Source organism: Streptomyces sp. NPDC004721 (genome assembly GCF_053601495.1).
The window spans coordinates 73,544-86,603 of record NZ_JBSGBZ010000016.1; the positions used below are offsets into that span (position 1 = coordinate 73,544).

General features: G+C 69.3%; 10 protein-coding genes and 2 tRNA genes. 6 read left to right on the forward strand and 6 right to left on the reverse strand.

Annotated elements, in window-relative coordinates:
* Positions 1-56 precede the first annotated feature (56 nt).
* Positions 57-758: a DUF305 domain-containing protein gene (locus tag ACWEK3_RS17065; RefSeq protein ID WP_390877796.1), complete on the reverse strand. Its 702-nt coding sequence runs from the start codon at positions 756-758 to the stop codon at positions 57-59.
* A 65-nt stretch (positions 759-823) separates the two neighbouring features.
* On the opposite strand from ACWEK3_RS17065, the gene ACWEK3_RS17070 reads away from it, so the two are divergent.
* Positions 824-2,326: an LVIVD repeat-containing protein gene (locus ACWEK3_RS17070; RefSeq protein ID WP_450542823.1), complete on the forward strand. Its 1,503-nt coding sequence runs from the start codon at positions 824-826 to the stop codon at positions 2,324-2,326.
* Positions 2,327-2,481: 155 nt separating this feature from the next.
* Here ACWEK3_RS17070 and ACWEK3_RS17075 read toward each other — a convergent pair whose 3' ends face one another.
* Positions 2,482-4,215, reverse strand: a complete 1,734-nt coding sequence (locus ACWEK3_RS17075; protein ID WP_453249987.1) for a M14 family zinc carboxypeptidase — start codon at positions 4,213-4,215, stop codon at positions 2,482-2,484.
* Positions 4,216-4,545: 330 nt separating this feature from the next.
* Entirely contained in the window at positions 4,546-5,394 is an 849-nt protein-coding gene (locus ACWEK3_RS17080; protein WP_450542827.1) for an arylamine N-acetyltransferase family protein, read from the reverse strand.
* Positions 5,395-5,833: 439 nt separating this feature from the next.
* Here ACWEK3_RS17080 and ACWEK3_RS17085 point away from each other — a divergent pair, with 439 nt between their 5' ends.
* The 5 genes from ACWEK3_RS17085 to ACWEK3_RS17105 all read left to right on the forward strand — a co-directional run bounded on the left by ACWEK3_RS17085 (position 5,834) and on the right by ACWEK3_RS17105 (position 10,710).
* Positions 5,834-7,375, forward strand: a complete 1,542-nt coding sequence (locus tag ACWEK3_RS17085; RefSeq protein ID WP_453249988.1) for a M28 family metallopeptidase — start codon at positions 5,834-5,836, stop codon at positions 7,373-7,375.
* Positions 7,376-7,505: 130 nt separating this feature from the next.
* A complete protein-coding gene (locus ACWEK3_RS17090) occupies positions 7,506-8,870 on the forward strand; it encodes a hypothetical protein (protein WP_453249989.1) in 1,365 nt (454 codons plus the stop codon).
* Positions 8,871-8,902: 32 nt separating this feature from the next.
* A tRNA-Lys gene (locus ACWEK3_RS17095) sits at positions 8,903-8,975 on the forward strand.
* Between the two features lie 11 nt (positions 8,976-8,986).
* Positions 8,987-9,060, forward strand: a tRNA-Pro gene (locus ACWEK3_RS17100).
* Positions 9,061-9,312: 252 nt separating this feature from the next.
* Positions 9,313-10,710 carry a M1 family metallopeptidase gene (locus ACWEK3_RS17105; RefSeq protein WP_453249990.1) on the forward strand — a complete coding sequence of 466 codons (1,398 nt, stop codon included), beginning with the start codon at positions 9,313-9,315 and terminating at the stop codon, positions 10,708-10,710.
* A 42-nt stretch (positions 10,711-10,752) separates the two neighbouring features.
* Here the strand turns inward: ACWEK3_RS17105 and ACWEK3_RS17110 are convergent, their stop codons facing one another.
* From ACWEK3_RS17110 to ACWEK3_RS17120, 3 genes are read right to left on the reverse strand one after another with little or no spacing between them, the layout of a single operon-like run.
* Positions 10,753-11,460: a B3/B4 domain-containing protein gene (locus tag ACWEK3_RS17110; protein WP_453249991.1), complete on the reverse strand. Its 708-nt coding sequence runs from the start codon at positions 11,458-11,460 to the stop codon at positions 10,753-10,755.
* A 40-nt stretch (positions 11,461-11,500) separates the two neighbouring features.
* Complete coding sequence (locus ACWEK3_RS17115) at positions 11,501-12,148, reverse strand: FMN-binding negative transcriptional regulator (RefSeq protein WP_450543079.1); 648 nt, start codon at positions 12,146-12,148, stop codon at positions 11,501-11,503.
* Between the two features lie 41 nt (positions 12,149-12,189).
* Positions 12,190-13,026 carry an EamA family transporter gene (locus ACWEK3_RS17120; protein ID WP_453249992.1) on the reverse strand — a complete coding sequence of 279 codons (837 nt, stop codon included), beginning with the start codon at positions 13,024-13,026 and terminating at the stop codon, positions 12,190-12,192.
* Between the last annotated feature and the right edge of the window lie 34 nt (positions 13,027-13,060).

Here is a 13,060-nt window from a genome sequence, read left to right on the forward strand (position 1 = left end):
GCACTCAGTGACCAAAGCGCCTCGGGGGAGCGGCCCGTGGAACGCCACGCCGATCGTCAGGGCATCGCACGCATCCGGCTGATCTCGCTGGTCTGCTGTGCGATCACTTCGTTCGCCATCTCCTCGACCTGTACGTTGTTGCCGTCCGAGAGCGCCGACGTGGCCATGACGATCGCGCCGTTGTGGTGCATGATCATGAGTTTCAGGAACAGCTCGTCGAAGGCCACGCCCCGCGCCGCGCGCAACTGCTTCAGCTGTGCCTCGGTCGCCATGCCGGGCATCGTGGCATGGTCGTGGTTGTGCCCCGAGCCCGCGCCGCCACTTGTGCGCCGTCCCCCGCCGTGGTTCTTCAACCACCCCTTCATGGCGTCGATTTCAGGCCCCTGACCTGCGGCGATGCGTGAGGCGATCCGCTTCACGCCGCTCGACTTCGCCTGGTGCTTGGCGAGTTCGGTCATCTCCAGGGCCTGGCCGTGGTGGACGATCATCATCTCGACGTACTCGAAGTCCGCCCCGTTGGGGGACCCGTCGGGGACCTCCTTCGCGGCGTCCTCGGCGGACAGGGTCCGGGCGGGCTCACCGGGCTTGCCGGGCGCGATCACCGAGGGGCCGGGCGCGCTCTTCTTCGCCGGAGCGTCCGTGCCCGAGTCGCACCCGCTGACTGTGAGGGCGACAAGGGCGAGAGCGGTGACCCCCAGCCACTTGGCACGATCAAAGACTTTCACGGTGAGTGCGTTGCCATCCTTTGATCTGTACATGGAAAATACGATACTGCCGTTGTCCGTGAACCGTTCCCTTGTGAACGGAGACCAGGGAGGAAACAGTGAACCTGTTGAACAGTCCCCGAACACGGCCCAGACACCTCGGGGTTGTGGCAGCCGCTGGCGGCCTGCTGGCGGCGCTGCTCACGGCAGCTCCGGCCGTGGCGACGCCCGACCCCGGCGACAGCGCCACCGCGCCTCAGCGTGTGTCGAAGAGCGAGGCGGCCGAGACCAGAACGGCCATCGCCAAGGGCGAGATACCAGCGCAGGACGAGGTCGTCCACTCCGACAACATCGAACACGTCGCCAACATCCCCAAGGACGCCCTGAAGGACCTGAACTCCGACCTCGCCTTCCAGGGCAAGTACGCGTTCGCCGGCAACTATGACGGCTTCCGCATCTTCGACATCAGCAACCCGAAGGCTCCCAAGACGGTCTCCCAGGTGCTGTGCCCTGGGTCGCAGAACGACATATCCGTCTCCGGGAACCTGCTGTTCCTGTCGACCGACTCCTCACGCAGCGACAACTCCTGCTCCAGCACGCCGCAGCCCGCGACCGAGAAGTCGTCGTGGGAGGGCATGAAGGTCTTCGACATCAGCGACAAGAAGAACCCGAAGTACGTCGCGTCCGTCGAGACCAACTGCGGCTCACACACGCACTCCATCGTTCCCCATGGCCGCAACGTCTACATCTACGTGTCCTCGTACTCCCCGAGCCCGTCGTTCCCCGACTGCCAGCCCCCGCACGACGGCATCTCGATCGTCAAGGTGCCGCGCGACGCTCCCCAGAAGGCCGCGCTCGTCAACTTCGCGGTGCTCTTCCCGGGTGACGGCCCCGACGGTGGCGGCAACCCCGGCGCGCCCACCAACCCGGGTGTCTCCAAGACGACCGGCTGCCACGACATCACCGTGCTGCCGTCGAAGGACCTGGCTGCCGGTGCCTGCATGGGCGACGGCATCCTGATGTCCATCAAGGACCCGGAGCACCCGAAGGTCATCGACCAGGTCCAGGACAACGTCAACTTCGCGTTCTGGCACTCGGCGACCTTCAACCAGACCGCGAAGAAGGTCGTCTTCACTGACGAACTCGGCGGCGGAGGCGCCGCGACCTGCAACGCGGCCATCGGTCCGAACCGCGGAGCCGACGGCATCTACGACATCGTCGGCAAGGGCGACAACCGCAAGCTCGTCTTCCGCGGCTACTTCAAGATCCCCCGGCACCAGGCGGACACCGAGAACTGCGTCGCCCACAACGGCTCGCTGATCCCGGTCAAGGGCCGCGACATCATGGTCCAGGCCTGGTACCAGGGCGGCGTCTCGGTCTGGGACTTCACCGACTCGACACAGCCGAAGGAGATCGGCTACTTCGAGCGCGGCCCGCTCACCACGGACCGGCTGACCGTGGGCGGCTCCTGGTCCGCGTACTACTACAACGGCTACATCTACTCGAACGACATCGCCAAGGGCTTCGACGTGCTCAAGGTCAACGACCAGCGCACCGACCCGGCCCGAAAGATCCACCTGGACCAGCTGAACGTCCAGAGCCAGCCGGACTACTTCGACTGACCCGGCAAAGGCCCGCCGGGCTCCGGGCCAAGGAACCCGGAGACGTGGGCAAGGACTGACACCGGCGGTCACCCTCCCGGGTGACCGCCGGTTTTCCGGTGGGGGCCGGCGCACTCCGTTCAAGACACACGGACTGACCCTGAGGACTCCAGCCGTCAATGGCGCTTCGGGCCGCCTGGGCACTCCGACATGTTCACCGTGGCCGACGCCCCGCGGGTGACGGTGACCTGTTCGGAATGCATCACCTTTCCTGCCGGGTTGAGGCAGGAGATCGTCCAGGACTCCTGGAGCAGCCGGGAGGCGTCCTGGGACTGCCGCACGGACGGGTTGACGTTCCATGTGAAGGTACCGTCGTCGGACACCTTGAGGGTGGACTCGAGGTGCTGGTCCGTCGGGACGGTGCCGCCGTCGGCCACCGGAGTGGGGGACGACTTGAGTGTCACGTCCTTGGTGATGTGTAGTTCGATGTTCTTCGGCGCCTTGCCCTTGATCACGGAGTGCAGGGCCCGGTCGGTGGACATCTCCCAGGCGTGCAGGAAGGCCTCGCGGGCGCTTGATCCCTGGTAGATGCCGGTGCCCCAGTACTGGTCGGCGACATATTCGTACGGCGGGTGGAAGCGCAGGAGTCCGTTGAATCCCGGCATCAGTTCGGGGGTGAACGCGAAGGTGCCAGAGGTGTAGAAGGCGTGTTCCTCCGCGGTGCCGGAGGCGTTGTAGTACACCTCGGGCCACGGCCCTGACGGCCAGCCGCCGAGGTCCGAGCCGAGTGACTCGGCGAGGGACTGGTACAGGTCCTCCTCGACCGGGTCGGGCTCCAACGGGGACGACGGGGCACGCAGCAGACGTTCATCCGGGGTGTGCGCGTTGATGGCCACGGTGAATTGGTGGGCGTTCACCAACTCGCGCATGTTCTCGATCTCGGGCTCCGAGTAGGGCGCCGAGCCGTGGTGGTCGCTCGCGAGGAGGTTGGTGGTGGAGCCGGGGCCGCCCCAGAAGGCGCCGTAGTTGCGGTTCGGGTCGACGCCCGAGTTGGCGTTGGCCGGGTCCTCGCAGTCGGCGGCGGTGGGCACAAGGCCGGGAGCGACGCGGCAGTTCTTGCGCTTCATCTCGTTGATGCGGGAGCGGGAGACGTCGTAACCGTCGGCGTTGACCACCGGCACGACGACGATCCTGCTCGAGTCCATCAGATGGGTGAACCGGTCGTCGGTGCCGTACGAGGTGACGGCCTCGGTGATGAACTCCGTGGTCAGCTCGGCGGTGGGCCACTCGCGGGCATGGTGTACTCCGGTGAGCAGGAACTCCGGCTTGCCCGCGTACTCGTTGACGTCCCCGGTGACCTCGACGCCGTAGACAGTCTTGCCCAGCAGGGTGGTGTGAGGCAGCCGGAACAGCTTGACCTGCTTCGGATACCGCTTGGCGAGGGCCTTGAGTTCGGTGTTGATGGTGTCGAGGTCGCGGTACTCGACGCGGCCGGTCGGAAGCGTGGATTTCTCCCCCGCCGCGGCCGCGGCGGCCTCGGCCGCACGTGCGTCGTCGAGGGTGGCGAGGTCGTCGTCGACACTCTTGGTGCGGTACGTCCAGCCGCCGGCGGCCAGGGCGACATGGTCGTCCGGGGAGTGCAGCAGGACTTCGGCGTGCTTGTCGTCGGCCTCGATGATGTCGAGGCCGGTTGCGGCGAGCGCCTGCTGCTCGGCGGCGGTGTCGGCCTGGACGCTGGCCAGGGCGAGGTCCGATTCGCCGCGCCCGGCGGGGGAGGCCGGTGCTGCGGCCTGGACGCCGGTGGTGGTGAGGGCCAGTAGGGCCGTCGTCGTGCCGAGGGCGCTGACGGCGCGGGTGAGGGCACGGAATGTGTGGGGCGAGGGCTTTCTGCGGGACGAGGGCTGTCTCACGTGGTGCTCGCTCTCTGCTCGCGGGAAACGGCGCGCGGCCGGGAAGGCCGGGACACCGTCCTACGCGCGCAGGATTCCACCTTGCCGTGTACTGATCAACGGGCGGGTCACCGTGGTCACATACGCGTGCATGGTGCCGACCCGCTGGACGGCCATCCAGCAGGTCGAGTTCGGCACGGGCCCAGTCTGTCCGGACCGGCGTCCCACCGGCCCCCATACTCGGGAGCGATGACGTGGTACGTGGCACGAGCGGCAGCGGCGAGGGCGGTCAACCGGGCAAGGTGCGGGCGGGCAACTGTGTGGTCCGGCACACCACATGGGGCCACCTGGTCAGCCGGCGCGGGCGGCGAGCCATGCCCGGTGGGCCGACCGCACCCTCTTCCAGAGCGCGGAACGCTCCTCCTCGCCGACGTCGGTGAGGGTGAGACCGAAGACCTCCGCGAGGGTTCCGAACCAGGCGGCCTCGGTGGTCAGTTCCCGCTCCGACCGCCCGTCACCGCCCGTCCGGACCAGTAGGCAGCCCCGGAGCTCGTCCGTGCCGGCCGCATCCCTGCGGATCGCGGAGGCGACCCGGACAAAACCCGAACTCGGCGAGGTGGACAACTCCCGGTGCTGTGCGGCGAAGTCGTCCGGCCCGGCGGGCGCCATGGTGAAGTCCATCCCGGCGAAGGAGCCGCGGGGGTCGTGGTCGAAGCGCCACCCTTCGGGCTCGACCGCCGACCGCGAGAGCCGATAGGTGAAGGGCCCCTGACGGTACTCCCCGGCACGGAGCGGCAGCGGCTCGTACAGCGCGTCACCGAGCCCGACGTCGACCAACCAGGTCTCGCCCTCGCAGACCACCGTGAGGGCCAGATGGTTGGCGTTCGCGCCGGGCGGCTGGGCGGTTTGACTGCCCTGGACTCCGCCGCGGTGCCACGTCACGGCGTACCCCAGCGCGTCGAGCAGAGTGGCGAAGGCTCCGTTGAGGTGGAAGCAGTAGCCGCCGCGCCCCCGGAGGATCCGTGCCACCGACTCCTCGGGATCCACCGTGGTCGCCCGCCCCAGATGAATCTCCAGCGTCTCGTACGGCACCCGCGCCACATGCGCGGCGTGCAGCGCCCGCAGCCCCGCCACTGACGGGGTCTCGGGAGCCGCGACACCCAGTCGTTCCAGATAGCGGTCGACATCCACCTTCGGCATGCCCTGGACTCTAGTGCCCCGACAGACAACGTTCGCCCCGTCGCGACGCCCGGCACGCCCTCTCGCCGCACCGGCCGAAAGCCCAAGTACGTCCAGTACGAGGACTTCCGGCCGGCACGCCGATAGCACGCACCGGACGCCGCTCCTTCACGGGCAAACGTTGCCTGCCGCGGCACTAGTCAGCACCGGTGACATCCGGTCAACTTCGGTTGGATAGGTGCCGGTCGCTGCGCTCGGCCCCCCAACGGGCGGCGTCGGCATCGAAGATTCTCGTCAACCCATTACCAAGCGTTTACTGAGCAGATACCTTTCTCCTTGCCGGTGGCAGGGGGGTGGACGATCCGGCCATCCCTGCCTGCCCCGGAGTACAGCCGGACGCCCGTTCGGCCTGTTTTCGGCCATTACGCCCATTTCTGATGGACTGCCGGAAGGACGCGTCTTGAACGCTCGGAACCGCCGCACCACGGTAGCCGCCGTATCCGCCGCAGGGCTCATAGCGCCGCTGTTGCTGATCGGATCGGGCACCGCCTCCGCCCACAGCGACCCTGCCAAGGAGGCTGCCAAGCTTGCACAGAAGCTCGTCAAGAAGAGCAACGCCGAGGATGCCTACGAGCATCTGAAGAAGTTCCAGCGGATCGCTGACAAGAACGGGAACACCCGGGTGGCCGGGTCGGAGGGGCACCGGCAGTCGGCCGAATACGTCGAGGGCCTGCTGCGGAAGGCCGGGTACTCGGTGACCCGGAACGAGTTCGACTACCAGTTCAGCCAGACGCTGGCGGAGAGCCTGCGGGTGGTGTCGCCGCAGCAGCAGGACATTCCGCTGATCGCCATGACGTACTCCGCCAACAGCCCCACCGGCGGCATCACCGCCCCGGTCGCGGTGGTGCCGGTCGACGACACCACCGGCTGCGAGCCGGGGGACTACGCGCCGGGGACGTTCACCGGCAAGATCGCGCTGATCAAGCGCGGCGGCTGCACCTTTGCGGAGAAGCAGGCGACCGCCGCCGGTGCGGGCGCGGTCGGCGCGATCATCTACAACAACACCGACGGCGCGCTCAACGGCACCCTGGGAGACCCGAACGTCGCGAAGATCCCGACCGGTGGCGTCACGCAGGCGGACGGTCAGGCCTTGGCGGCCAAGGCCGCTTCCGGCGCAGTGACCGTCAACCTGGAGATCCGCACCTTCGCGGAGATGCGGCGCACCTACAACGTCATCGCCGAGACCAAGGGCGGCGACGCCGACAACGTGGCGATGTTCGGCGCCCACCTGGACTCGGTGGCGGCCGGCCCGGGCATCAACGACAACGGCTCCGGCTCCGCCGGCATCCTCGACGTGGCCCTGAACCTCGCCCACGAGAAGACCCAGAACAAGGTGCGTTTCGCCTGGTGGTCGGCTGAGGAGTTCGGCCTGCTGGGCTCGGAGGCGTACGTCGACAGCCTCTCGGCGGGGGACCGTGCGAAGGTCAAGCTCTACCTGAACTTCGACATGATCGCCTCGCCGAACTACGCCCAGTTCGTCTACGACGGCGACGACTCCGACCAGGTCGGTGCCGGTCCCGGCCCGGAGGGCTCGGCGCAGCTGGAGCGGCAGATCACCGACTACCTGGACAGCCGGCGCATCCCGCACGAGGGCACCGACTTCACCGGCCGTTCGGACTACGGGCCGTTCATCGAGGTGGGCATTCCCTCGGGCGGCACCTTCACCGGCGCCGAGGGCGTCAAGACGGCCGAGCAGGCGAAGGTGTACGGCGGTAAGGCCGGTGTCGCGTACGACGCCTGCTACCACGCCGCTTGCGACAACCTGAAGAACATCAACATGAAGGCGTTCGACGTCAACATCGACGTCATCGCCAACGCGGTGGGCCAGTACGCCTGGGACACCAGCCTCCTCAGCAGGCCGGTGGCGCCGCAGAACACCAAGGGTTCGGCGGGCAGCGGCGGTGGCCTGCACGAGGGCCACGACCACGAGGTCACCGAGTAACTCCCAGTGCACACAAGGGAGGGCCGGACTGTCCGGCCCTCCCCGCGCCATCCATCCAGGGACTCGGGAAGCCCGCGTCCGGCCGATAACCGGTGGAGCGGCGGTGGGCAGGGATGCCAGCCTGATGCGCATGTCCGCGCACTCCGAACGGCTTCTGCGGGAGCTGTATGCCTCCCTCGGGCAGCGCAAGCGCCCCGAGGACGTCGCCCAGTTGATCCGTGACCTCTTCGACACGACGCCGGGCTCCTTGGACCGGCGCACCCGGACCACGCTGGAGAAGGCGACACGGACGTCACTGCGCAGCCTGTGGCACGGCTACACGTCGATGTTGGAGGACTTCGCCGGCCCGGTCGGCGCGCAGCGGCAACTTGCCCGGGCCGCCGATCTGTTCGCCACCGTCACCGCGCTTCCGGAGGCTGCCGGGGATGATCCTGCGCAGGTTGAGGCGGTCATCCGGGCCGCGGGCGAGGAGATCCGCAAGCAGTACGGGCACAGCGACTTCCTCTCCGACCGGCTCGATCGTGAGCAGCGCGCCGAGGCCGGGCTGGGGGAGGTGTCCAAGCGGCAGTACAACAAGCGGTTCCGGCTTCTGCGCCGCATGGAGGCCAAGCTCGCCCGGATCCTGGTGGAGCAGCACAAGCGCGAGATCACGGTGATCGGCAAGAGCGGGCTCGCCTCCCGGTTGCCGTACGAGGAGTTCACAGCCGATGCCGGCACGGCCGCGTTCATCGCGTACCTGACCGCACGCGCCAACCTGCGCAGCGAGTTCACCGTCTCCGGCCAGCAGCGTCCCTACGACGAGGTGGCCGACGCCCTGTTCCGGCGGCTGGACGCGGACACCGCGAACTGGTTCGCCGTCGCCCATGTGCATCCCACCGCCGAGGTGCTGAAGCATGTGGGTGACGAGCAGCGGGGACTGCTGCTCGGGCGCTGGTACGGCATCCTGCTCAAGGTCGCGGAGCAGTTGGAGGAACTGTGGCAGCGGCAGCCGGTGGACCGCACGACCATGGTCGTGGAGCGCGGGCAGGATTCCACCACCTGGAACCAGGCGGCACGGGCCTGGACCACGGCACGGTCCAGTTGGTTCGCACTGCTGGAGGCCATGGGCGCACAGGACCTCATCGAGCGGATCTGCCCCGGCAAGGTGCTGCTCCTCGTCGCGGCAGACGTGGCCGCCTGGCACCGCCAGGCGGGCGGTGGGCTGCACCCGGACACCGGCGTGTGGGCCGAGCTGCCGCTGCCCTGGCAGGTGCTGCGTGGAGAGGCGGAGTGCCCGGGGTGGCTCGTGGAACAGGTCTGCCGGCGCCACGGTGTGGATCCCGCGCGGGGCGGCTGGACCCGAGCGAAGCGGGTGGTCCGCCCGGTGCCGTTCCGGGCCACGCCCGAGCTGGTGCACGGTGTTACGGTCGCCGACCCGATGCTGGCCACGCTGCTGCGCTCGGCAGGGGTCTTCTCCGGGAAGCCGCCATGGCCCGCGGCGGCGGAAATGCGTTGACCTCGCCGCCGCCGACCGGGAGACTCGGGGCCGGCGAGGAAGCTCAGATGGTGGAGCGGCCGGCTCTTAACCGGCTGGACGCAGGTTCGAGCCCTGCCCTCGTCTGCGGCTCATGGGCACCGGGAAGCTCTGCGGTGGAGCGCCTGGCTCGGGACCGGGTGGACGTAGGTTCGAATCCTGCCCCGGTGCCCCGCCGTAGGGACTGGCCTGGGTCGCCGCCGCCACCTTGGCCGGCTGATCACTGGCGTATGCGGAGCCCGAAGCGGGGCTGCCGTTGTGGTGGCGTCCGAGGCGTCCTGACACCGTCCGCGACCCGCCCGCCGGCCCGATCGTCCAGCAACCGTGCACGCTGTCGTGCTCGGCCGCGGCAAACGGAACCGGCCCGCTTACTTCCCGCACAGGAGGGCGTATCCCGGAGAGCGCTGTGGCACGATCGGCTGCCATGCCGTCTCTCTCCGCGTGGCCGTCAACAACCCCTAGTCGTCTGCTCGTTGCCCTACTCGCGCTGCTCGTCGGAGCCGGCGCCGGCGTCGCCGACGCCGCCCCCGAACGCGCGGCCGCGGCGAAGAGCGTGCAGGTCGCGACACCCGATCACCTGCGCTACGACGTGACCCTGCGCGCCGACGCCGACGGCACCCATTGGAAGGGCCGGCAGCGCGTGTCGTTCCGCAACGCCTCCGACCGGCCTCTGCGCGAGGTGTACCTGCGGTTGTGGGGCAACGGCGTGGATGCCTGCGGCACTTCCGGCAGCCCTTCCCCCGTCACCGTGTCCCGGGTCCGCGGCGGCACGGCGGGGCGTCTCAGCGTGGACTGCACGGCGCTGCGTATCACCCTGCCCGCACCTCTCGAGCGCGGCCGGCGCACGGCTGTCTCCTTCGACCTGTCCCTCACCGTGCCCGGGCGCAACGACCGCTTCGGCCGCGAGGGCGCGTTCCGTTTCCTCGGCAACGCGCTGCCCGTGCTCGCCGTGCATGACGCGGCGGGATGGCACCTCGATCCGTATGTGTCGACCGGCGAGAGCTTCTACACCCTGGCCGGCGACTTCCAGGTCACGCTCGACCACCCGTCGGTCCTCAAGGTTCCGGCGACCGGCCGCACGCGGACCGGCCCCGGCACGCCGGGGCGCACTGTCACGCACAGCGTCGCGCACCGGGTACGGGACTTCGCGTGGGCGGCAGGCCCGTTCCGCACCGCGGACCAGACCACGCCCGGCGGCGTACGGGTCAGATCCTATTGGGCACCCGACACGCCCGCCGAGGGCGTGCGGCTCGCCCGCCAGGACGGCGCCGCAGCCGTCGACCGGTTCAGCACGGAGTACGGCCGCTACCCCTACGGCGAGCTCGACCTGGTGATGACCCCGCAGTTCGGCGGCGGCATGGAATATCCCGGCCTGGTCCTGCTCGGCACCACCGAGGAAGGAAACGCCGTCGTCCACGAAGTGGCCCACCAGTGGTGGTACGGCATCGTCGGCAACGACCAATACCGTGCGCCCTGGCTGGACGAGAGCTTCGCCCAGTACGCCAACTTCCGCTTCTACGGCTTGGACACCCGCGACTGCTGGGACCCGGACGAGTGGCCCGACCAGGACGCCGCGCTCACCAGCTCGATGGCCTACTGGTCGGCGCACCGCGGCACATACCACCTCATCTACACCGCCGGCCCCTGCGCCCTGGCAGACCTGGAACGCACCCTCGGCAGCGCCACCATGGCCCGCCTTCTCAAGCGCTACGCCCGCGACCACTGGTACGGCGTCTCCACCACCGCCGACTTCAAGAAAGCCGCCCAGTCCATGACCGACAAGGACCTGACCTCCTTCTGGAGGACCCACCGCATCCGGTGAACATCCCCGGTACAACTACGCCTGCGGCGAGACCTTCAGGGTTCAGGAACCGGCGTTGGGGTGGGCGGGGCTCAGGTAGTGCACCGCGGTGCGCTCGGCGTGCGGGACGAGCAGGCCCTGCAGTTCGTCTGCCGCGACCTTGAGGATGTCGCCGTCGCGCATGGCGTGGAGGGTTTCCAGGGCGAAGACGACGTGGGCGGAGTCCTCGGTGACGCGGGTGCGGTGGGCGTCGCGGTGATTCCAGTGGCGGGTGAGGACGCCGGTGGCGTCGGCGTAGATGATCTCGCCGGGCTTGGGGTGTTCGACGGTGTCGGGCTCGCCGAGCGGGGTGAACTCCTCGCTTCCGTCGGCGTAGCGGATGTCGACGTCGCCGGTGACGTGGTCGAGGTCGAAGGCGCCGGCCGGCAGCCCGTGGCGGACGGAGACGGAGTTGTAGGAGTCGACCGCCGGGTTGATGCGTGGGAGCACGCCCTTCTTGGTCATGCGCCGGCCGAGGGCGTCGACACTGGGGCGGATACGGCGGGGGTTGGTGCCGAAGGAGCGGTAGGCGGTGTGCCACGCCTCGATGCGCGGGTCGCTCTCGTCGGCGGGCTGCCATATGCCGAGGGCGAGTTGTTGCTCCAGGTCTTGGAGAGCGGTGGTGGTGTCGGGCCAGGGTTCGTGGCCGCGTAGGCCGGTGGCGGTGACCAGGGCGATGAGGGTGTCGGGGAAGGCGCCGGTGACGGCGGGGCTGATGCGGAAGGCGGTCATGAGGATGGTCCTCCTCTCGTGCGTGGGTCGGCGGCCGGCTTCAGGGCTTCCAGGGGCCGATGCGGTCCAGGCGGCGCAGTTGCTGGCGTGCGGCGGGCACGTCCAGGCCCTGGCCGCGCTCGGTGAGTTGGCCGGCGACGGCGGTGCGGTGCTCGACGGGTTTGTGGTCGTCGTACTTGAACTTGGCCCGTACCTCGGTGACTTCCAGGCGCAGTCCGCGGATGCCGGGGAGCATCCGCCCGTAGGGCGGCTGGTCTACGTCGATGGGGGCGTGGTCGCCGTCGGGCTGGAAGTGGGCCATCTGGCGGCGCAGCAGGTCGGCCTTGGCCTCGGGGGCGTCGACGATATGGGCGCGGCAGGTGAACTGGACGGCCGCGTAGTAGCTGGTGGGCACGCCGTCGGTGGGCGGGATGTCGGGCTTGGCGCGCCAGGGCCCGGGAACGAAGGCGTAGTCGCCGATGACGGTGAAGGTAACGTGCGGGTCGTGCTCGATCGCCTCCCAGACCGGGTTGGGCCGGGCGAGGTGGACCAGCAGTTGGCCGTTGTCGGTGGTGAAGTGGGTGGGGACGACGATGGGCGCCTGGCCGGGCAGGCCGTTGACGCTGAGCTGGCCGAAGTCGTGGCCGTCGGCGATCCAGGTCTGCCATTCGGCATCGTCCAGGCCGGCATCCCAGGGCTGGATGAACATGCGATTCTCCTTGGCGGCGGTAGTGCGGACGGTGGGGCGATTCAGGTGAGGGCGAGGAGGCTGACCGCGACGGCGGCGGTGCCCAGGCCGACGAGTTGGCCGCGGTGGATGCGTTCGGCGAGCACGCCGCGGGCGAGCAGCACCGTGCCGGCCGGATACAGGGCGGTGATCACGGCGACGACGGTGAGGTCCCCGCTGCGGGCGGCGAGCAGGAACAGCAGGTTCGCCAGCGAATCCAGCACGCCCGCCGCCACGGAGATCGCGTAGGCGGGCTTCTCCGGGCCCAGCCGACGGCGCATCACCGCGGCCGCGGCCAGGGTGACGGCCGAGGAGACCGCTCTGCCGATGATCAGAGGGGCGACACCACTGTCGGAGGGCGCCTGGTGCAGGAAGACGAGCTGAAGGGCGATGGCGGCACCCGCGCCGAAGGCCAGCAGCAGCGCCGTCCGCGACGGACGTGACGAGCGTGCTCCGTGCCCGGCACTCACCATGACCACTGCCACCAGCGCCAGCGGCAGACCCGCAAGCCCCGCCACGCCCAGGCGCTCGCCCTGGAGCAGCCCGACCGCGACCGGCAGTGCGGCGGACACCAGTGCGGTGATGGGCGAGAGCACGTTCATCGGGCCGATCGCGAGGGTCTGGTACAGCAGGGCGAACGCGGCGGCGGACGCGATGCCGGAGGCTGCGCCCCACCCGACGCTTGCCCAGGTGAACGAGGCGCCCAGGACGGGCCACAGCAGCAGCTCGACGGCGAGACTGGCCGGCGCCGCGACCAGCACGGTGCGCAGCACATGCGCCTTACGGGCACCGAGGCCTCCGAGGAAATCGGCGCATCCGTAGGCGAGAGAGCTGCCCAGGGCCAGCAGCAGAGCGAGCACGGCACTTCCCCAACTTTCACAATGGAACGACCCG

What these genes read in the sequence shown, in the direction of transcription:
- ACWEK3_RS17065 (WP_390877796.1), bottom strand. Translation starts at nt 758, where the DNA reads ATGTACAGATCAAAGGATGGCAACGCACTCACCGTGAAAGTCTTTGAT.
- ACWEK3_RS17080 (WP_450542827.1), bottom strand. Translation starts at nt 5,394, where the DNA reads ATGCCGAAGGTGGATGTCGACCGCTATCTGGAACGACTGGGTGTCGCG.
- ACWEK3_RS17090 (WP_453249989.1), top strand. Translation starts at nt 7,506, where the DNA reads ATGTCCGCGCACTCCGAACGGCTTCTGCGGGAGCTGTATGCCTCCCTC.
- ACWEK3_RS17105 (WP_453249990.1), top strand. Translation starts at nt 9,313, where the DNA reads ATGCCGTCTCTCTCCGCGTGGCCGTCAACAACCCCTAGTCGTCTGCTC.
- ACWEK3_RS17110 (WP_453249991.1), bottom strand. Translation starts at nt 11,460, where the DNA reads ATGACCGCCTTCCGCATCAGCCCCGCCGTCACCGGCGCCTTCCCCGAC.
- ACWEK3_RS17115 (WP_450543079.1), bottom strand. Translation starts at nt 12,148, where the DNA reads ATGTTCATCCAGCCCTGGGATGCCGGCCTGGACGATGCCGAATGGCAG.